Origin of the sequence: Raoultella sp. T31, from assembly GCF_002806725.1 — a bacterium.
Classification (GTDB): Bacteria; Pseudomonadota; Gammaproteobacteria; order Enterobacterales; family Enterobacteriaceae; genus Klebsiella; species Klebsiella electrica.
Genome location: NZ_PIBO01000030.1, coordinates 1 through 20,522, shown reverse-complemented (window position 1 = coordinate 20,522; position 20,522 = coordinate 1). Strand labels below are relative to the sequence as shown.

The window sequence follows — 20,522 nt, the reverse complement described above, 5'->3', positions numbered from 1 at the left end:
CATTTTTACATCTGGACGTCTAAACGTATAGAAGTTCGCAACACAACAAACAATAAAATGCGATTGATGAGGTAAGGTATGAGCTTTTTTCACGCCAATCAGCGGGAAGCCCTGAATCAGAGCCTGGCAGAAGTGCAGGGCCAGATTAATGTGTCCTTTGAATTCTTTCCGCCGCGCACCAGTGAAATGGAGCAAACCTTGTGGAAGTCCATCGATCGCTTAAGCAGCCTGAAGCCAAAGTTTGTCTCGGTGACCTATGGCGCCAACTCCGGCGAGCGCGACCGTACTCATAGCATCATAAAGGGGATTAAGGAGCGTACTGGTCTGGAAGCGGCGCCGCATCTGACCTGTATTGACGCCAGCCGCGATGAACTGCGCGCGATCGCCGAAGACTACTGGAACAACGGTATTCGCCACATCGTTGCCCTGCGCGGCGACCTGCCGCCGGGCAGCGGTAAGCCTGATATGTATGCGGCGGACCTGGTGACGCTGTTGAAGGAGGTCGGAGATTTTGATATTTCCGTTGCGGCCTATCCTGAAGTTCACCCGGAAGCCAAAAGCGCGCAGGCCGATCTGCTGAACCTGAAGCGGAAAGTCGAAGCCGGCGCGAACCGCGCGATTACCCAGTTTTTCTTTGACGTCGAAAGCTATTTGCGTTTTCGCGATCGCTGCGTGTCTGCCGGGATCGATGTTGAAATTATCCCGGGCATCCTGCCGGTTTCTAACTTCAAACAGGCGAAAAAGTTTGCTGACATGACCAACGTGCGTATCCCAACGTGGATGTCAAAAATGTTTGAGGGTCTGGATAACGATGCGGAAACTCGCCAGCTGGTCGGTGCCAATATTGCGATGGACATGGTGAAAATTTTAAGCCGCGAAGGGGTGAAGGATTTCCACTTCTACACGCTGAACCGCGCCGAGATGAGCTACGCCATCTGCCATACCCTGGGCGTGCGCCCGGCGGTATAAAAAATGGCCCTCATCGAGGGCCATTATGCTTTATTCCCATTCATGCAGAAAACGCTGGCCGTACTGGTCAGCGACCCGTAATGCCGCGTAGACCTGGTCTGGCGTCGCGCCGCCGGGCATATTATGGATAGTTTCCCCTTCCGCGCAGGCCGCTTCGGCGACAATGCGCATTTTTTCGGCAATATCCCCTTTAATATCCAGCTGCGCCAGGGTGATCGGCAGGCCCACGCTGTGACATAACGCGGCGACGGTTTCTATCTCTTCCACCGGGGCATTTTCCAGCACCAGTTGCGTCAGCGTCCCGAAAGCGACTTTTTCACCGTGATAGTAGTGATGCGCGTCGGCAATGGCGGTGAGGCCGTTATGGATCGCATGCGCTGCCGCCAGACCGCCGCTTTCAAAGCCGACGCCGCTCAGATAGGTGTTGGCTTCGATAACCTTCTCCAGCGCCGGTGTGACGACGTGTTGCTCCGCCGCCAGCATCGCTTTTTCACCTTCTTCAAGCAGCGTGTTGTAGCACAGTTCAGCCAGCGCCAGCGCCGCCTGAGTGCATTTGCCTCCGGCCATGGTCGTAGCGCCGCTGCGTGAACAGGCGCGGGCTTCAAACCAGGTGGCGAGCGCATCGCCGATACCCGCCGCCAGCAGACGTGGCGGCGCGCCGGCGACAATTTGCGTATCGACAATCACCATGTTCGGGTTGCGCGGCAGCATCAGATAGCTGTCAAACTCGCCTTCGTCGGTATAGATAACGGAGAGGGCGCTGCAGGGGGCATCCGTTGAGGCAATTGTCGGGGCAATCACTACCGGAAGATTCATAAAGTGGGCTAATGCTTTCGCGGTATCCAGCGTTTTTCCGCCGCCGATTCCCAGCACGGCATTGCAGCGGGCAGCGCCGGCGATTTCACGCAAGCGATTGATTTCATTATGTGAGCATTCACCGCCAAACGGCACGATTTCAGCAGCCAGACCCGCATCGGTCAGGCTTTTACGCAGCTTTTCTTCGGCAAAACCCAGCACAAACTTGTCGCCAACAATGAGCCAGCGTTCGGCCAGCGGTTTGAGATAGTGGCCAAGGCGGGTGATAGCATTTGCGCCCTGAATATATTTGCCTGGGGATTGAATAATGCGATCCATTTCTATTCCTCCTGGTTGATCGTGGCGCCGCCCTCTGGCGACGCGATAATCGGGTTACAGGTTCAGATTGCCAAAAGCGTTATTCCAGTCTTGCTCAAACTTCTCTATGGCTGACTCTACCGCAGGGGTGCCGAGCATGTGTTGCGCGACGTCTAAGGGGAGGGTGATCGCTTCGCAGCCGGTCAGCAGGCAATCCAGCGCCTGACGCGGGGTTTTAAAGCTGGCGGCCAGCACTTTGCTTCCTGGCGCATGCTGCTCCAGCAGGGATTGCAGCTCCTGCACCATGCGAATCCCGTCTCCCCCCTGGGCATCGACGCGGTTGACGTAAGGGGCAACATATTTTGCGCCCGCCAGCGCTGCCAGCAGCCCCTGCGCGGCGCTATAGACCGCGGTACCCAGCGTCGGGATGCCTTCTTTTTTCAGTAACTTGATAGCGGCGAGGCCTTCAGCGGTGACCGGGATTTTAACCACGATACCCGGAACGGCGTTACTCAGTCGTTTGGCTTCCGCCACCATGCCCTCAGCATCGCGGCTCATGGTCTGAGCAAACAGCGTTCCATCGGGTCCAATGGCCTTTTGCAGGCGCGGGAGAACATCCCAGACAGGCGTTTTGCCTGCGGCGATAATGCTCGGGTTGGTGGTCACGCCGGCCAGCGGATAGATGCGCGCCAGACGTTCAACTTCTGCGACGTTCGCGGTGTCCAGATAGAGTTCCATAGCCTTTCCTCAATGCTCAATTCAGTGATGTTGAGGTAAGAATACGGCTTCTCGTCGGCGGGTCGCCAGATGACAAATTTGCCAAAAACTGGATAAATGTACGCATTGCGGGTAAGGATGATTTAGATCACATTTTCCAGCTATATCTGGCAAAGCCGGGCAGGATTATCGTAAAAAACTTACAAAAATCTAGTTTCCGCTTAGCGCGGCTTCTCCGTCAGCTGGCTGTGATACTGGCGGCGATACTCGGAGGGAGAACGCTCGGTATTCTTGCGAAACAGACGGCAGAAATAGTTGCTGTCGACAAAACCACAGGCGTGAGCGACATCTTTAATTTTCATGTCGTGGCCTTTTAACAGCATGCGGGCCTGCTCAAGCCGGATGTGATTCAGATACTCGTTGAACCCCATAGGCCCGCATTTCTGGAACAGATGGGAGAGATAGTTTGGCGAGAGATAAAATTCCTGCGCCACCGATTCGCGGGTTAACGGTTCGGCAAAACGAGCGTCGATATATTTGCGGATCGCCTCAAACAGCGCCTGGCTTCGGGAGGCGGTGTGCACCTGGCTGCCAAGCAGATCGGCGCAGTGGCTCAGCAGGCTGATAACGATGTATCGCGCGGTGTGTTGTTCCTGCGGTTGCATCTGCATCTCGCTGAGCGCCTGGAGCAGGAAGGAGCCCGTCCGGGGGCCGCGGCGCGGTACCTGAAGCTTATCCTCAACATTCAACGTACTGCCGTTCCAGCGCGTCAGGGTGAGCTCTAACTGCTGCTTGCCAAACACAATACTCAGGACGGTACAGGGCGACTGCCAACGGGGTGAATGCCATCCGCCGGCGGGAATAAACAGCACGTCATGCCGGGACAGTACGGGCGGATCGGCTTTGATGCCGGCATCGTGAAGCTGCCCTTCAAGCATGACTTCGAGGCGTGGGAAATCAACCTTCTGCACGTGACCGGAAGCCGGGCGATGGTCACTGGCAAATCGGATCTGCCGGATCGTTGCCGGGATTTTGATTAACGCGTCGATGTGTTGGTTGAGATCGGTATCCATTCTTGCTCCGTAGAAGGCGCCATATTTTTATCATACCGGACAGCGTGGAAAGGGTAAAAGTCAGAGGGCAGTGAGGGGGACGGTGTTGCAAATTGTGTATGATATGTTATATCGTAACATATAATTGCAAATGATAACTCAGGAGAGAGTGATGACCAAAAAGATTTCTGCCCTTGCGCTGGGTGTTGGCATGCTGTTAGCCAGCGCTCAGACCTTTGCCCACGGCCACCATAGCCATGGCCCCGCGTTAACGGAAGCGGAGGTTAAGGCCAGTGAGGGTATTTTTGCCGATGCAGACGTTAAAGATCGGGCGCTAAGCGACTGGGACGGGATCTGGCAGTCGGTAAATCCGTATCTGCTGAATGGCGATTTGGATCCGGTACTGGAACAAAAAGCCAAAAAGGCGGGCGGCAAGAGCGTGGCAGAATATCGGGAATATTATAAGAAGGGGTATGCCACCGACGTAGACCAGATTGGGATCGAAGATAACGTGATGGAGTTCCACGTTGGCAAGGCCGTTAATGCCTGTAAATACACCTATTCCGGCTATAAGATCCTGACCTATGCTTCCGGCAAGAAGGGGGTGCGTTACCTGTTCGAATGCCAGCAGGCGGAGTCAAAAGCGCCGAAATTTGTTCAGTTCAGCGATCATACGATTGGACCGCGCAAATCACAGCATTTCCACATCTTTATGGGTAATGACTCGCAGGAGGCGCTGCTGAAAGAGATGGATAACTGGCCGACCTATTATCCTTATGCGCTGCATAAAGAGCAGATTGTCGACGAAATGCTGCACCATTAATAAAAATCCCCGGTCGCGTGACGCGGACCGGGGAAAGTGTAACCGGATAAAACGATAACCGGTTTTTCCCGGCAAATATCGTCTTGCCGGGAACGGCTGATAAATTAGCCCGTGTTGCGCATCCCGGCGGCAACGCCCGCAATCGTGACCATCAGCGCTTGTTCAACGCGCGGATCCGGCTCTTTACCTTCGGCTTCCGCCAGACGCGAACGGTGCAGCAGTTCTGCCTGCAGGACGTTCAGCGGGTCGGTATAGATGTTACGCAGCTGGATAGACTCGGCTATCCACGGCAGATCGGCCATCAGATGCGAGTCGTTAGCAATCGCCAGCACGACGTTGATGTCGGCAGCCAGCAGCTTGCGCAGCTCCGTGCCCAGCGTCCACAGCTCCGGTTTCACCAGGCGCTGATCGTAGTACTCCGCCAGCCACAGGTCGGCTTTCGAGTAGACCATTTCCAGCATGCCGAGGCGGGTGGAGAAGAACGGCCAGTCGCGGCACATGGCTTCCAGTTCACTCTGCTTACCGCCCTCGACCACTTTCTGCAGCGCCGCGCCAGCGCCCAACCAGGCGGGCAGCATCAGGCGGTTTTGCGTCCAGGCGAAGATCCACGGAATCGCGCGCAGCGATTCGACGCCGCCGGTTGGACGACGTTTTGCCGGGCGTGAACCTAACGGCAGTTTACCCAACTCCTGCTCCGGGGTTGCGGAGCGGAAGTAAGGTACGAAATCTTTATTTTCACGCACATAGCCACGGTACATTTTGCACGAGACATCGGACAGCTCGGCCATGATATCGCGCCACTCTGCTTTTGGCTCCGGCGGCGGCAGCAGGTTGGCTTCCAGAATTGCGCTGGTATAGAGCGACAGGCTGCTGATAGTGACTTCCGGCAAACCGTACTTAAAGCGAATCATCTCGCCTTGTTCGGTTACGCGCAGGCCACCTTTCAGGCTTCCCGGAGGCTGCGAAAGCAGCGCCGCGTGCGCCGGGGCGCCGCCACGACCGATAGAACCCCCGCGGCCGTGGAACAGCGTGAGTTCAATACCGGCTTTTTCGCAGGTTTTGATCAACGCATCCTGCGCCTGGTATTGCGCCCAGGAAGCGGCCATTACGCCGGCATCTTTTGCTGAGTCAGAATAGCCAATCATGACCATCTGTTTGCCCTGGATAAAGCCGCGATACCAGTCGATATTCAGCAGCTGGGTCATGACGTCGTTGGCGTTGTTCAGGTCATCCAGGGTTTCGAACAGCGGCGCCACCGGCAGGGCGAAGCCGATACCGGCCTCTTTCAGCAGCAGATGCACCGCCAGCACGTCGGATGGCGTCTTCGCCATGGAGATCACGTAGGCGGCGATAGATCCGCGCGGCGCTTCGGCGATCACTTTGCAGGTATCGAGCACTTCGCGGGTTTCATTGCTCGGCTCCCAGTGACGCGGCAGCAGCGGACGTTTGGAGTTCAGCTCGCGGATCAGGAATGCCTGTTTGTCGGCTTCTGACCAGCTTTCGTAATCGCCGATACCAAGATAACGGGTCATCTCACCCAGCGCTTCGGTATGGCGGGTGCTTTCCTGGCGGATATCGATACGCACCAGCGGTACGCCAAACGATTTCACGCGGCGCAGGGTATCGAGCAGTTCGCCGTTGGCAATAATGCCCATGCCGCAGGCCTGCAGCGATTTATAGCAGGCGTAAAGCGGCTCCCACAGCTGTTCGTTCTGGGTAAGCAGGCCGGCAGGTTTCGGTAGCTTCTGCCCTTTCAGGCGAGCTTCGAGCCAGGCCTGCGTTTCCATCAGCTGGGTACGCATCTTTTTCATCAGATAGCGATACGGTTCCTGCTCGCCTTCCTTGCCAGCCAGCTCACGCACCTCGTCGGTACACTCGACCATCGACAGTTCGGAAATCAGCAGTTGAATATCTTTCAGGAACAGGTCGGTTGCTTTCCAGCGGCTCAGCAGCAGGACGTGGCGGGTAATATCGGCGGTGACATTCGGGTTGCCGTCGCGGTCGCCGCCCATCCAGGAGGTGAAGCGTACCGGGACGAAGTCCACCGGCAGCTGATAACCGAGGTTCTCTTCCAGCTGTTCGTTCAGCTCGCGCAGGTAGTTTGGTACACCTTCCCACAGGCTGTTTTCAACAACGGCAAAACCCCATTTTGCTTCGTCTACCGGCGTCGGGCGGTATTTACGGATCTCATCCGTATGCCATGACTGGGCAATCAGCTGGCGCAGACGGCGCATCAGCTGGTGGTGCTCGTAGTCAGCGATATCTTTGTTATCAAGCTGCTTCAGGCAGTTGTTCACTTCCACCATTTTGTGGATAAGCGTACGACGGGTGATCTCGGTGGGGTGAGCGGTGAGTACCAGCTCCAGAGAGAGGGATTCCACCGCTTTTTTAATGGTGTCTTCGTTGAGATGAGGCTGTTCTTTAAGCTTTCTCAGGGTGCGGGCAATCACTTCCGGATTGCTGGCCGCTTCGCCGTTTGGCGAAATACTGTGGTATTGCTCAGCGGTGTTGGCCAGGTTCAGAAACTGACTGAAGGCGCGCGCGACCGGCAGCAGCTCGTCATTGGACAAGTTTTGCAGCGTGGTGAGCAATTCCTGGCGATTGGCTTCATTGCCAGCGCGAGAAGACTTTGACAATTTACGGATAGTTTCGACACGATCAAGAATGTTCTCTCCCAGAGCATCCTTGATGGTATCGCCTAGCACCTTACCGAGCATACTGACATTACTACGCAAAGCGGAATATTGTTCGTTCATGTTACCCCAGACACCCCATCTCATTTTATTTTGTTATACCCGGCACTCTGCAACGTTGAGCGGCGGATAAGCAGCCGTCTTTTATAAAGCCACGTAAAAACCCCCACGTCAATTGTTGCGAAATCGCTTCAGCAAACGAATAAATGGCGGCAATTTGCGAAATTTAACTCAGACGTCTTCTGATAAGTGTTGCTTATGGAAATGTGGGAAGAATCACCGTCCCGCCTCAGGAAAAGAGGCGGGATCCGCAGGCTTTCAGTGCCAGCAGAAATGGTAGACAACCTGTGTAATCAGCTCCCGGGTCGGCTTGATAAAGCGGGTTTCCAGATATTCATCCGGCTGGTGGGCCTGATTAATGGAGCCAGGACCTAAAACCAGCGTCGGGCAGATTGTCTGGATAAACGGGGCTTCGGTGCAGTAGTTCACGACTTCAGTTTGTGCGCCGAGTAGCTTTTCCACGACCTGAACCAGCCGGTGGTCCGGCGGGCATTCATAACCCGGAATCGGCGGATGCAGCTCGGAGACGGTCAGGCGGCCCGGCCAGCGCTCGCTAACCGGCGCCAGCGCTTCATCCAGCAGTCCGTTGAGGTCGTTGAGCGTCATACCCGGAAGCGGGCGAATGTCCATATGCAGCTCGCAGCAGGCGCAGATGCGGTTTGACGCGTCGCCGCCATGGATAGCCCCGAGGTTGAGCGTCGGATACGGTACGGTGAAGGCAGCGTAGTGATAACGCTCTTTGAGCGAGTCGCGCAGCTGCATGATACGACCAATGGCATCGTGCATCAGCTCAATGGCGTTGACGCCGCGCGCCGGATCGCTGGAGTGGCCGGACTGCCCCTGGATACGAATGGCGTTGGACATATGGCCTTTGTGCGCGCGTACCGGCTGCAGAGAGGTCGGTTCGCCGATGATGGCGCAATCCGGGCGTAGCAGGGTCGTTTCGGCAAAGTAACGGGCGCCGGCCATGCTGGTCTCTTCATCGGCGGTCGCCAGGATGTAGAGCGGTTTTTTCAGCTTACTGACATCAACATCGCGCAGGGCATCCAGAATAAAGGCAAAAAAGCCTTTCATGTCGGCGGTGCCGAGGCCGTACAGCTTGTTTTCGTGCTCGGTGAGGGTAAAAGGATCGCGGGTCCAGCGGCCGTCATCAAAGGGAACGGTATCGGTATGTCCGGCAAGGAGCAGGCCGCCAGCGCCGTGGCCGGTACTGGCCAGCATATTAAATTTGTTGCGCGTATCCGGCACCGGCTGTACTTCGACATTGAAGCCAATTTCGCGGAACCAGCCGGCGAGTAAATTGATTAAAGTCTCATTACTTTGATCCAGCGCCTCTTCGGTCGCGCTGATGGAAGGTGTGGCGATCAATGCGCGGTAAATCTCGATAAAGGGCGGTAAATTGTTTTTCATTGTTGACACACCTCGGGTCGTGATAGTATCAATATTCATGCAGTATTTGTGAATAAAAATACATTATCGTTGAGCGTAAGAAAACCCATAAAATGTAGGGAAAGTGCTTACGGCTTAACAGGGTGAGGAAGAGAGATGCTTCCTGGGCAAATATGACGTAAGAAGGTGAAGAGCCCCGATGTTGAAGACGCTGATTGTGGGTGCCAGCGGTTATGCCGGCGCAGAGCTAGTGACCTATGTAAATCGCCATCCTCATATGACCATAACCGCTTTGACGGTCTCCGCGCAAAGCAATGATGCAGGGAAATTAATTTCCGATTTGCATCCGCAGCTGAAAGGCATTGTGGATTTACCGCTGCAGCCGATGTCAGATATCAGCGAATTTAGCGCCGGGGTGGATGTCGTCTTCCTCGCGACCGCCCATGAAGTGAGCCACGACCTGGCGCCGCAGTTTCTGGCCGCAGGCTGCGTGGTGTTCGACTTATCCGGCGCCTTCCGCGTCAACGACGGTGCGTTCTACGAAAAATATTACGGCTTTACGCATCAGCATCCGGCCCTGCTCGAGCAGGCGGTGTATGGCCTGGCGGAGTGGAGCGTCGACAAACTGAAAGAGGCGAATCTGGTTGCCGTACCGGGCTGCTATCCGACGGCGGCTCAGCTGTCGCTGAAGCCGTTGATCGATGCGGACCTGCTGGATCTTACCCAGTGGCCGGTGATCAACGCGACCAGCGGCGTCAGCGGTGCGGGTCGTAAGGCGGCCATCGGCAATAGCTTCTGTGAAGTCAGCCTGCAGCCGTATGGCGTGTTCAACCATCGCCACCACCCGGAAATCTCGACCCATCTTGGCGCAGAGGTGATTTTTACGCCTCATCTTGGCAACTTTAAACGTGGGATTCTGGAAACCATTACCTGCCGCCTGAAGCCTGGCGTCAGCAAAGAGCAGGTTGCCGGAGTGTTCCAGCAGGCGTATGCCGATAAGCCATTGGTCCGTTTATACGATAAAAGCGTGCCCGCATTGAAAAACGTCGTAGGTCTGCCATTCTGTGATATCGGTTTTGCGGTTCAGGACCAGCATATTATCGTGGTGGCGGCGGAAGATAACCTGCTGAAAGGCGCGGCGGCACAGGCAGTACAGTGCGCGAATATTCGTTTCGGCTTTGCTGAAACGCAGTCTCTTATTTAAGGTGTGATGATGAACCCATTAATTATCAAACTCGGCGGCGTTTTACTCGACAGCGAAGAAGCGCTGGAGCGTCTGTTTACCGCGCTGGTCAATTACCGTGAAACGCATCATCGCCCGCTGGTTATTGTGCACGGCGGCGGCTGTGTAGTGGATGAACTGATGAAGCAGCTCAACCTGCCGGTGAGCAAGAAAAACGGTCTGCGGGTGACGCCAGCGGATCAAATCGACATTATTACCGGCGCGCTGGCGGGAACCGCGAATAAGACGCTGCTGGCATGGGCGAAAAAACACCATCTTGCGTCCGTCGGCCTGTTCCTTGGCGATGGCGACAGCGTAAAGGTCACTCAGCTTGATGAAGAGCTGGGCCACGTTGGTCTGGCGCAGCCGGGATCGCCGGCGCTGATTAACACGCTGCTGGCGGGCGGCTACCTGCCGGTGGTCAGTTCAATCGGCGTGACCGATGCAGGACAGCTGATGAACGTCAATGCTGACCAGGCGGCCACTGCGCTGGCGGCGACGCTCGGCGCGGATCTGATTCTGCTTTCTGATGTCAGCGGTATTCTCGATGGCAAAGGCCAGCGTATCGCGGAAATGACCGCGGCGAAGGCGGAGCAGCTGATCGAACAAGGCATTATCACTGACGGCATGATCGTCAAGGTGAATGCCGCGCTGGATGCGGCGCGGGCGCTGGGCCGCCCGGTGGATATCGCCTCCTGGCGCCATGCGGAACAGCTGCCGGCATTGTTTAATGGCACGCCGATCGGCACGCGTATTCTGGCTTAATATTTCATGCCCGGCGGCGTATTGTTTGCCGGGTCTACAAGACTGTAGGTCGGGTTAGCGAAGCATCGCCCGGCAGAACTAAACGAATTTAAGGAAAGGGTTATGGCACTTTGGGGCGGACGTTTTACTCAGGCAGCAGATCAGCGGTTCAAGCAGTTCAACGACTCTTTGCGCTTCGACTATCGTCTGGCGGAGCAGGATATCGTTGGCTCTGTCGCCTGGTCTAAAGCGCTGGTGACGGTGGGCGTTCTGAGTGCCGCCGAGCAGCAGCAGCTGGAAGAGGCATTAAGCGTGCTGCTGGAAGAGGTGCGGGCGAATCCGCAGCAAATTCTTGCTAGCGATGCCGAAGATATTCACAGCTGGGTGGAAGGGAAACTGATCGACAAAGTGGGCCAGCTGGGTAAGAAATTGCATACCGGGCGTAGCCGTAACGACCAGGTGGCAACCGATCTGAAGCTGTGGTGTAAAGATACCGTCGCGGAGCTGCTCTTAGCAAATCGCCAGCTGCAAAGCGCGCTGGTGGATACGGCGCAGAACAACCAGGATGCCGTGATGCCGGGTTATACCCATCTGCAGCGCGCGCAGCCGGTGACGTTCGCCCACTGGTGTCTGGCCTACGTTGAGATGCTGGCGCGCGATGAAAGCCGTCTGCAGGATACCCTCAAGCGCCTGGACGTCAGCCCTCTGGGCTGCGGTGCGCTGGCGGGTACCGCTTATGATATCGATCGTGAGCAGTTGGCCGACTGGCTGGGTTTTGCCTCGGCGACCCGCAACAGCCTGGACAGCGTTTCTGATCGCGACCACGTACTGGAGCTGCTCTCCGATGCCTCGATTGGCATGGTTCACCTGTCGCGTTTCGCCGAAGACCTGATTTTCTTTAATACCGGTGAAGCCGGTTTTATTGAATTGTCCGATCGCGTCACCTCCGGTTCTTCGCTGATGCCGCAGAAAAAGAACCCGGATGCGCTCGAACTTATCCGCGGAAAATGCGGCCGCGTTCAGGGGGCTCTGACCGGGATGATGATGACTCTGAAAGGCCTGCCGCTGGCCTACAATAAAGATATGCAGGAAGACAAAGAAGGGCTGTTCGACGCGCTCGATACCTGGCTTGATTGCCTGCATATGGCGACGCTGGTGCTGGATGGCATTCAGGTTAAGCGTCCGCGTTGTGAAGAGGCGGCGCAGCAGGGTTACGCGAATGCGACTGAACTGGCGGATTATCTGGTTGCGAAAGGCGTCCCGTTCCGTGAAGCGCACCATATCGTCGGGGAAGCGGTTGTTGAGGCGATTGCCCAGGGTAAACCGCTGGAAGATCTGGCGCTGGCCGACCTGCAGAAGTTTAGCGGTGTGATTGCCGACGATGTCTATCCGATTCTGTCGCTGCAGTCTTGCCTCGATAAGCGCCTGGCAAAAGGCGGCGTCTCGCCGAAGCAGGTTGCCCAGGCGATTGCTGACGCCAAACAGCGTCTGGCGTAAACCTTCACTTTTCGCGGGTAAGACTCACGGGATCAGTGATAAAACAGGCTCGGGCTCTGCCCGGGCTTTTTTATGTAAAAAAAAGCGGACACAAGGTCCGCAAAAGTTCACGTTGGCTTTAGTTGTCTGGTCAGGGAATGCGCTGAGGCAATGTCGTGATTTTCTGACTTTCGCCTCGTTTCTGGGTTTATTATTGAACAGAAAACTTGATAGGGATAATCGTTCGTTGCTATGCTATCTATCGCCATGAACTATCATGGCGACGGAGGATGAATAATGAATATTCGCGATCTTGAATACCTGGTTGCGCTAGCCGAGCACCGCCACTTCCGGCGCGCGGCGGACTCCTGCCACGTCAGCCAACCCACGCTTAGCGGACAAATCCGCAAGCTGGAGGATGAACTTGGGGTCATGTTGCTGGAGCGCACCAGCCGTAAGGTGCTGTTTACCCAGGCCGGACTGTTGCTGGTGGATCAGGCGCGTACCGTGTTACGCGAAGTCAAAGTGCTCAAGGAAATGGCAAGTCAACAGGGTGAGACCATGTCCGGGCCGCTGCATATAGGCCTGATTCCGACTATTGGCCCTTACCTGTTACCACAAATCATACCGATGCTGCACCAGACATTTCCAAAGCTGGAAATGTACCTGCATGAAGCGCAAACGCATCAGCTGCTGGCCCAACTGGACAGCGGCAAGCTTGACTGCGCGATCCTCGCGCTGGTGAAAGAGAGCGAGGCCTTTATCGAGGTACCGCTGTTTGACGAGCCGATGATGCTGGCAATCTACGAGGATCACCCGTGGGCAAATCGCGATCGCGTGCCGATGTCTGATTTGGCCGGGGAAAAGCTGCTGATGCTGGAAGATGGCCACTGCCTGCGCGATCAGGCGATGGGGTTCTGTTTTGAGGCCGGTGCGGATGAAGATACGCATTTCCGCGCGACCAGCCTCGAAACGCTGCGCAACATGGTGGCCGCAGGCAGCGGTATTACGCTGCTGCCGGCGTTAGCGGTGCCGCAGGAGAGAAAACGCGATGGCGTGGTCTATATCCCGTGCATTAAGCCGGAGCCTAGACGCACCATCGGGTTGGTGTATCGCCCCGGTTCACCGCTGCGCAGCCGCTACGAGCATCTGGCGGAGGCCATCCGCAGCACTATGGATGGCCATTTCGACAAAGCGTTAAAACAGGCGGTTTAAGCCATTTAACGCGGCGACCCGATAGGCTTCCGCCATGGTTGGGTAGTTAAAGGTGGTGTTGACGAAGTACTCAATGGTGTTGCCACCACCTTTTTGCTCCATAATCGCCTGGCCGATATGAATAATCTCGGCCGCGCGCTCGCCAAAGCAATGAATCCCAAGGATCTCTTTCGTTTCCCGATGGAACAGGATCTTCAGTGTGCCCACGCTCATGCCGACGATTTGCGCACGCGCCAGATGCTTAAACTGCGCGCGACCCACTTCGTACGGTACTTTCATGGCGGTCAGCTGCTGCTCCGTTTTACCGACGGAGCTGATTTCCGGAATGGTGTAGATACCGGTCGGGATATCCTCAATCAGATGGGCGGACGCCTCACCTTTAATCAGCGCCTGCGCGGCGATGCGACCCTGATCGTAAGCGGCTGATGCCAGACTTGGATAACCGATGACGTCGCCTACGGCATAGATATGCGGTAGCGCGGTCTGATACATGCTGTTGACCTTGAGCTGGCCGCGGCTATCGGTTTTCAGGCCAATATTTTCCAGCGCCAGAGAATCGGTGTTACCGGTACGCCCGTTGGCGTACAGCAGGCAATCTGCTTTCAGTTTTTTACCCGATTTCAAATGCATGATCACGCCGTCATCATGGCCTTCAATCTTCTCGTACTCTTCGTTGTGGCGAATAACCACGCCGCTGTTCCAGAAGTGATAGGAGAGGGAGTCGGACATCTCCTGATCGAGGAATGCCAGCAGACGATCGCGAGTGTTAATCAGGTCCACTTTGACTTCCATACCGCGGAAGATGGACGCGTATTCGCAGCCAATCACCCCGGCGCCGTAGATAATGACATGGCGGGGCTCGTGCTGCAGGCTGAGGATAGAATCGCTGTCGTAAAGGCGCGGGTGGGAAAAATCGACATCAGCCGGATGATATGGACGGGAGCCGCAGGCGATGACGAATTTCTCTGCGGTAACCGTTTCGACGGTACCATCGTGACATTCCAGGGCGAGGGTGTGTTCATCAACAAAATGCGCGTTGCCCTGCAATATTTCGCAGTGGTTGCGCTCATAGAAACCCTGACGCATATGGGTTTGCTGGTTAATGACGCTGTCGGCATGGTTAAGAATGTCGGCGAAGGAAGAACGAAGAAGACGGGAGTGGTCGCTGTAGAGGGGGTTTTGGTTAAACTCGATAATACGACTGACGGCATGGCGGAGGGCTTTCGACGGGATGGTACCCCAGTGGGTACAGCCGCCGCCGACGTTATGATAGCGCTCAATAACGGCGACGCGCGCGCCTTGCTTAACCAGTCCCATCGCAGCACCTTCACCGCCAGGGCCGGAACCAATCACTATTGCATCATAATCCCAAGAGTGTGACATGGCATTACTCACCTGTTTTATACATAAAATAAACACGATGATAACATTCGCCGGACTTTAACCCAATTATCGTTGTGCTTTTTTGCGGCATAAAAGCAGATTACGGCTCGTAAACAATCATTCACAAAGCTGGTTAGACCGATTAGTTTTAATCTCTGGTATAGTGCCAGCAGGTCTATTGGAAGGATTCAGACATCGTGATGGGCGTAAGAGCGCTACAAAAAGAGAAAACCCGACGTTCGTTGGTCGAAGCCGCATTCAGCCAGCTGAGCGCTGAGCGGAGTTTCGCCAGCTTGAGTTTGCGCGAAGTTGCGCGCGAGGCGGGGATTGCACCAACGTCCTTTTATCGCCATTTTCGCGATGTTGACGAACTCGGTCTGACGATGGTCGACGAGAGCGGGCTCATGCTACGTCAGCTGATGCGCCAGGCGCGGCAGCGTATCGCTAAAGGCGGCAGCGTGATTCGCACCTCTGTCTCCACATTCATGGAATTTATAGGTAATAACCCAAACGCTTTTCGCCTGTTGTTGCGGGAACGTTCCGGCACATCCGCGGCGTTTCGTGCCGCCGTGGCGCGTGAAATTCAACATTTCATCGCGGAACTTGCCGATTATTTAGAAATCGAAAACCATATGCCGCGCGCCTTTACCGAAGCGCAGGCTGAAGCTATGGTCACTATCGTTTTCAGCGCGGGCGCTGAGGCGCTGGACATCAGTCCTGAACAACGCCGGCAGCTGGAAGAGCGACTGGTACTGCAGCTCAGAATGATCGCGAAAGGCGCGTATTACTGGTATCGCCGCGAACAAGAAAAAATGTCACATCATTCCGAATAACGTGAAGGACGAGCAATGAAACACTCAGTTCAAGATAAAGGTACGCTGCTGCTGGCGCTGATCGCTGGTTTATCCATTAATGGAACCTTCGCCGCGCTGTTCAGCTCGATTGTTCCCTTTTCCATCTTCCCGGTTCTGTCTCTGCTGCTGACCATTTACTGTCTGCATCAGCGCTATCAGAATCGCAGTATGCCCGTGGGGCTGCCTGGCCTGGCGGCTGCCTGCTTTATTCTCGGCGTTCTGCTGTATAGCACCGTGGTACGCGCGGAATATCCGGACATCGGCTCTAATTTCTTCCCGGCCGTGCTGTCGGTGATTACCGTGTTCTGGATCGGCTACCGGATTCGTAACCGTAAGGATGCGGCGGCAGAGTAAGCCTTGTGACCCGGCAACATTGCGTTGCCGGGTTTTGCGTTTACTTTTTCGTGAGCAGGACGCCGCATTCCATATGATGGGTGTACGGGAACTGATCGAACAGCGCCAGACGCGTGACGTCATGGGTCTGGCTTAAGGTTTCCAGATTCTGGCACAGGGTCTCCGGATTACAGGAAATGTACAGAATACGCGGGTACGCCTGCACCATCTTCTCGGTTTCACTATCCAGCCCGCTGCGCGGTGGATCGACAAAAATCGTCTCGCACTGATAGCTTTTCAGGTCAATACCCTGCAGACGGTTAAACTCCCGTACGCCGTTCATGGCCTGCGTAAACTCTTCCGCCGCCATACGGATAATCTGCACGTTTTCAATATGGTTAGCCGCAATGTTGTACTGCGCTGCCGCGACCGACGGTTTAGCGATTTCCGTGGCCAGGACGCGATCGAAGTTGCGCGCCAGGGCCAGCGAGAAGTTACCATTGCCGCAGTACAGTTCCAGTAAATCCCCCGTCGCCTCTTTGGTGGCATCCAGCGCCCACTCCAGCATCTGAATATTCATGGCGGCGTTCGGCTGAGTGAAGCTGTTTTCTACCTGGCGATAGATCATTTCGCGGCCGGCAACCGGCAGACGCTCATCAATGTAATCTTGATCGAGCTCGATTTTGGTTTTGGTGGCCCGGCCAATCAGATGTACGTTGAGATTTTTCGCGCGTAGCGCATCGCGCAGGAGCCCGGCCTGCTGACGCCACTCGTCGTCGAGTTTTTTGTGGTACAGCAGCGATACCACGGCCTGATTGCTCATGGTCGTCAGATAATCGACCTGGAACAGTTTGTGACGCAGAACCGGGTTATCGCGCACGCCGTCAAGAATCTCGATCATCAGTTGATTGATGAGTTCGCTTGCCGCCGGGAAGCTATCGACGCGAATCCGGGATTTGGTCTGCTGGTCGAACATGATGTGGTACAGGTCGTCACCGTCATGCCACAAGCGGAATTCAGCACGCATACGATAATGACTCACCGGCGAACGAAACACCTCCGGAACCGGCGCGGCAAAAGGCACCATCATTTTTTGCAGACGGACGACTTTTTCTGCCAGCTGCGCTTCATATTGTTCGGTCGGAAGGTGTTCTGGGGTCATGATGCATCCTGAATAAAATAAGTACGCGGGGATTGTAGGGAAAGCGCAGGGGATGTCCAGCCCGGAGAAGAGATCAAATATAATTATAGAAGTCTGGACATCTATATGTTTCTAATTATAGCATTGTGTAACCGGTCCTGTGAGTTAAAAGGGAACCCAGTGTAAATCTGGGGCTGACGCGCAGCGGTAAGGAAGGTGGGATGAACGCATTGTGCAGACACTGCCGATATCTGGTGGGAAGTCCTCATCCATAACACGCCCCAAGCCCGAAGACCTGCCGGAATACGTCGCATTTGGTTTCTATCATCGCGTGCTACTGATGAAACCAGCGGCATCCTTTATATGTTACGGATGCTTTTACAATGATTAAAAAAGCTTCGCTGATGACGGCTCTCTCCGTCACGGCATTTTCTGGCTGGGCGCAAGACAGCAATTCAGACACGTTAGTGGTGACAGCAAATCGTTTTCAACAGCCGGTGAATACGGTTCTTGCACCGACCGATGTGGTAACCCGGGAAGATATCGATCGCTGGCAGGCGAAGGATTTAAATGACGTTATGCGTCGGCTGCCGGGGGTGGATATTGCCCAGAATGGGGGGATGGGACAGAACTCTTCTTTATTTATCCGCGGTACTGAAGCCAAACAGGTTCTGGTGCTGATTGATGGCGTACCCATGCCGCGTCCTGGTATTACTAACAACCCCGACCTCAACCAAATACCGCTTTCGCTGGTGCAGCGTGTGGAATACATTCGCGGTCCGCGTTCAGCCATTTACGGTTCCGGTGCGATGGGCGGCGTAATTAACGTTATCACCCATGCGGATAAAGAAGAATCGAAGGTTACTGCAGGCGTTGGTTCTGAAGGCTATCAACAATACGACGGTACGCTACGCCATCGTTTCGGCGATACGGTGGCGACGGTCGCCGGTTCCTATGAGGGCAATAAGGGCTTTAACGTTCAGCCTGATTCGACATGGTCTCACGATCAGGATCGCGATGGTTTCCGCAGCAAAGCGTTCTGGGGCGGTCTTGAGCATAAATTTAACGATAACCTGAACGGTTTCTTCCGCGGACGCAGCTATACCAATAATAGCGATTACGATCTGGGGAGTCCGCCATACAGTCCAGCCTACAGCACAGATGAAGAGCAGCTCTATAACCAGAGCTGGGACACGGGCCTGACATTCAACTCCGGGATCTACTCTTCACAACTAATTGCCAGCTATCAGAAGGTCAAAGACTACAACTACAGCAGCATCTATGGCCGTTACAATGACGGTACGACGCTCGATCGGATGACCCAGCGTAATCTGCAGTGGGGCAATAACGTTATTGTTGGCCACGGTTCGGTGAGCGCCGGCGTCGACTGGCAACAGCAGCGGCTGACCTCGTCGGATACGGCCATATCGGATACCTACAAGCGTGATAACACCGGTCTGTATCTGACCGGTCAGCAGCAGTTTGGCGATGTTACGCTTGAAGCGTCCGGCCGTGAAGACCATGACGAGCAGTTTGGCTGGCACGGGACCTGGCAGACTACCGCTGGTTGGGAGTTCGTGGAAAACTATCGCGTGACCCTCGGTTATGGCACGGGCTTCCTCGCCCCTTCGCTGGGACAGCAGTTTGGTTCGACCCGCTTTGGTATCGGTTCAAACCCGAACCTCAAACCTGAAGAGTCCCAACAATGGGAAGCCGGGCTTGATGGTCTCACCGGTCCGCTGGACTGGCGCCTGTCTGCGTATCACTACAAGATCAGTAATCTGATTACCTATTACTCGGATCCTGTCACCTTTAAAGGTGAGTATGACAATATCAATGCCGCAACCATTAAAGGTGTTGAGTGGACCGGTAATATCGACACCGGCATTTTCAGCCACCGCGTCACGTTGCAGTACGTCGATCCGCGTAATGACGACAATGGTGAAGTCCTGGCCAGACGTTCTAAACGCCAGGCGAAGTACCAGCTGGACTGGACGATGTTCAACGTCGATATGGATGTATCGTGGCAGTATTACGGCAAGCGCTACGATAACAACACGTCTCAGTACAACAATACGCAGCGCATTTTGCCAAGCTACAGCACTGTTGATGTTTCTGCCGCGTATCCGATCACCGATCACCTGACAGTTCGTGGTAAAATAGCCAACCTGTTCGATAAAGATTACGAGACAGCTTATGGCTACCAAACTGCAGGACGAGAATACTACTTGTCTGGCAGCTACACCTTCTGATCCACGTCCCACCGTGCTGGTGTTTGACTCCGGCGTCGGTGGGTTGTCGGTTTATCATGAGATTCGGCAGCTTCTGCCGAATCTGCATTACATCTACGCTTTCGATAACGTTGCTTTTCCTTACGGGGAGAAGAGTGAAGAATTTATCGTTGAACGCGTGCTCGAAATTATCACTGCCGTTCAACAACGTTATCCGCTGGCGCTGGCCGTCATCGCCTGCAACACCGCCAGCACGGTCTCTCTTCCCGCCCTTCGTGAAAAATTCGCCTTTCCTGTTGTGGGCGTCGTCCCGGCGATTAAACCTGCGGCGCGTTTGACGGCGAACGGTGTCGTTGGTCTGCTGGCGACGCGTGGAACGGTCAAACGTCCCTACACACGCGAGTTGATAAGCCGCTTTGCGAATGAATGTAAGATAGAAATGCTGGGTTCCGCTGAACTCGTTGAACTGGCGGAAGCGAAGCTGCACGGCGAACCGGTCCCGCTGGAAGAGTTACGGCGTATTCTGCGCCCGTGGTTGCGAATGGCGGAGCCGCCGGATACGGTGGTGCTGGGCTGCACGCATTTCCCTCTCTTACAGGAAGAACTGCAACAGGTGCTGCCGGAAGGGACACGGATGATCGATTCAGGCGCTGCGATTGCACGTCGTACCGTCTGGTTGCTGGAACATGAGGCACCAGATGCGAAATCCAGTGACCCGAATATTGCTTATTGCATGGCGTTGACGGCCGAAACTGAACAACTTTTGCCCGTTTTACGACGTTATGGCTTTGCGGCGCTGGAAAAACTGCCGCTTTAATCGCGTTTTGCACAAAAAAGAGACGGTTGAAAAGTTTTTTTTAAACAGGGCTTGTCAACGTCTCAGAACTCCCTATAATGCGCCTCCACTGACACGGAACAACGGCTTACAGGCCGCCGGGTTAGCGGGGTTCAGCGATGAGCACCGACAGAGAAAAGCAAAAATAAATGCTTGACTCTGAATGAGGAAAACGTATTATACGGGACCTCGCGACAGAGCGCTAAGCGCCGTCGCAACTGCTCTTTAACAATTTATCAGACAATCTGTGTGGGCACTCAAAGTGACATGGA

17 protein-coding genes and 1 riboswitch are annotated in these 20,522 nt (G+C 55.1%); of the genes, 10 read left to right on the top strand and 7 right to left on the bottom strand.

All coding sequences use genetic code 11. From position 1 onward, the window contains the following. The first annotated feature begins 78 nt into the window (after nucleotides 1-78). Complete coding sequence (metF, locus tag CWM52_RS18295; RefSeq protein WP_032690080.1) at nucleotides 79-969, top strand: methylenetetrahydrofolate reductase; 891 nt, start codon at nucleotides 79-81, stop codon at nucleotides 967-969. 30 nt (nucleotides 970-999) lie between these two features. Here metF and gldA read toward each other — a convergent pair whose 3' ends face one another. The 3 genes from gldA to CWM52_RS18280 all read right to left on the bottom strand — a co-directional run bounded on the left by gldA (nucleotide 1,000) and on the right by CWM52_RS18280 (nucleotide 3,872). Then, nucleotides 1,000-2,103, bottom strand: coding sequence for a bifunctional L-1,2-propanediol dehydrogenase/glycerol dehydrogenase (gldA, locus tag CWM52_RS18290; protein WP_100685409.1), 1,104 nt, complete (start codon nucleotides 2,101-2,103; stop codon nucleotides 1,000-1,002). 54 nt (nucleotides 2,104-2,157) lie between these two features. Beyond that, nucleotides 2,158-2,820 (bottom strand): fructose-6-phosphate aldolase, encoded by a 663-nt coding sequence (fsa, locus tag CWM52_RS18285; RefSeq protein WP_100685408.1) that lies wholly within the window; start codon nucleotides 2,818-2,820, stop codon nucleotides 2,158-2,160. A gap of 200 nt (nucleotides 2,821-3,020) precedes the next feature. Next, entirely contained in the window at nucleotides 3,021-3,872 is an 852-nt protein-coding gene (locus tag CWM52_RS18280; RefSeq protein ID WP_100685407.1) for a helix-turn-helix domain-containing protein, read from the bottom strand. A gap of 151 nt (nucleotides 3,873-4,023) precedes the next feature. Here CWM52_RS18280 and zinT point away from each other — a divergent pair, with 151 nt between their 5' ends. Further along, entirely contained in the window at nucleotides 4,024-4,674 is a 651-nt protein-coding gene (zinT, locus tag CWM52_RS18275; protein WP_100685406.1) for a metal-binding protein ZinT, read from the top strand. A gap of 104 nt (nucleotides 4,675-4,778) precedes the next feature. Here the strand turns inward: zinT and ppc are convergent, their stop codons facing one another. Both ppc and argE read right to left on the bottom strand, forming a co-directional pair. Beyond that, a complete protein-coding gene (ppc, locus tag CWM52_RS18270; RefSeq protein ID WP_100685405.1) occupies nucleotides 4,779-7,430 on the bottom strand; it encodes a phosphoenolpyruvate carboxylase in 2,652 nt (883 codons plus the stop codon). A gap of 255 nt (nucleotides 7,431-7,685) precedes the next feature. Further along, nucleotides 7,686-8,837, bottom strand: a complete 1,152-nt coding sequence (gene argE / locus CWM52_RS18265; RefSeq protein ID WP_100685404.1) for an acetylornithine deacetylase — start codon at nucleotides 8,835-8,837, stop codon at nucleotides 7,686-7,688. A gap of 178 nt (nucleotides 8,838-9,015) precedes the next feature. Between argE and argC the strand changes: the two genes are divergently transcribed. The 4 genes from argC (at nucleotide 9,016) to oxyR (ending at nucleotide 13,473) form a co-directional block, all read left to right on the top strand. After that, a complete protein-coding gene (gene argC / locus CWM52_RS18260) occupies nucleotides 9,016-10,020 on the top strand; it encodes an N-acetyl-gamma-glutamyl-phosphate reductase (protein ID WP_100685403.1) in 1,005 nt (334 codons plus the stop codon). Between the two features lie 6 nt (nucleotides 10,021-10,026). Further along, nucleotides 10,027-10,803 (top strand): acetylglutamate kinase, encoded by a 777-nt coding sequence (argB, locus tag CWM52_RS18255; protein ID WP_100685402.1) that lies wholly within the window; start codon nucleotides 10,027-10,029, stop codon nucleotides 10,801-10,803. Between the two features lie 102 nt (nucleotides 10,804-10,905). Further along, the gene (argH, locus tag CWM52_RS18245) at nucleotides 10,906-12,279 is read left to right on the top strand and encodes an argininosuccinate lyase (RefSeq protein ID WP_100685401.1); all 1,374 of its coding nucleotides are present in this window, start codon (nucleotides 10,906-10,908) and stop codon (nucleotides 12,277-12,279) included. Between the two features lie 276 nt (nucleotides 12,280-12,555). Continuing rightward, nucleotides 12,556-13,473 carry a DNA-binding transcriptional regulator OxyR gene (gene oxyR / locus CWM52_RS18240; protein ID WP_004869452.1) on the top strand — a complete coding sequence of 306 codons (918 nt, stop codon included), beginning with the start codon at nucleotides 12,556-12,558 and terminating at the stop codon, nucleotides 13,471-13,473. Here the strand turns inward: oxyR and sthA are convergent. Further along, complete coding sequence (gene sthA, locus CWM52_RS18235) at nucleotides 13,456-14,856, bottom strand: Si-specific NAD(P)(+) transhydrogenase (RefSeq protein WP_100685400.1); 1,401 nt, start codon at nucleotides 14,854-14,856, stop codon at nucleotides 13,456-13,458. The genes oxyR and sthA overlap by 18 nt on opposite strands. Before the next feature lie 197 nt (nucleotides 14,857-15,053). Here sthA and fabR point away from each other — a divergent pair, with 197 nt between their 5' ends. After that, nucleotides 15,054-15,689: an HTH-type transcriptional repressor FabR gene (gene fabR / locus CWM52_RS18230; protein WP_100685399.1), complete on the top strand. Its 636-nt coding sequence runs from the start codon at nucleotides 15,054-15,056 to the stop codon at nucleotides 15,687-15,689. Nucleotides 15,690-15,704: 15 nt separating this feature from the next. Next, the gene (locus tag CWM52_RS18225) at nucleotides 15,705-16,064 is read left to right on the top strand and encodes a YijD family membrane protein (protein ID WP_100685398.1); all 360 of its coding nucleotides are present in this window, start codon (nucleotides 15,705-15,707) and stop codon (nucleotides 16,062-16,064) included. A 40-nt stretch (nucleotides 16,065-16,104) separates the two neighbouring features. On the opposite strand, the gene trmA is transcribed toward CWM52_RS18225, so the two are convergent. Next, nucleotides 16,105-17,205: a tRNA (uridine(54)-C5)-methyltransferase TrmA gene (gene trmA, locus CWM52_RS18220; protein ID WP_100685397.1), complete on the bottom strand. Its 1,101-nt coding sequence runs from the start codon at nucleotides 17,203-17,205 to the stop codon at nucleotides 16,105-16,107. Between the two features lie 115 nt (nucleotides 17,206-17,320). Further along, a riboswitch (cobalamin riboswitch) is annotated at nucleotides 17,321-17,502 on the top strand. A gap of 65 nt (nucleotides 17,503-17,567) precedes the next feature. Here trmA and btuB point away from each other — a divergent pair. Further along, nucleotides 17,568-19,436: a TonB-dependent vitamin B12 receptor BtuB gene (gene btuB / locus CWM52_RS18215; protein WP_100685396.1), complete on the top strand. Its 1,869-nt coding sequence runs from the start codon at nucleotides 17,568-17,570 to the stop codon at nucleotides 19,434-19,436. After that, entirely contained in the window at nucleotides 19,381-20,232 is an 852-nt protein-coding gene (murI, locus tag CWM52_RS18210; protein WP_100685395.1) for a glutamate racemase, read from the top strand. The genes btuB and murI overlap by 56 nt, the downstream gene beginning before the upstream one ends. Nucleotides 20,233-20,522: the final 290 nt, after the last annotated feature.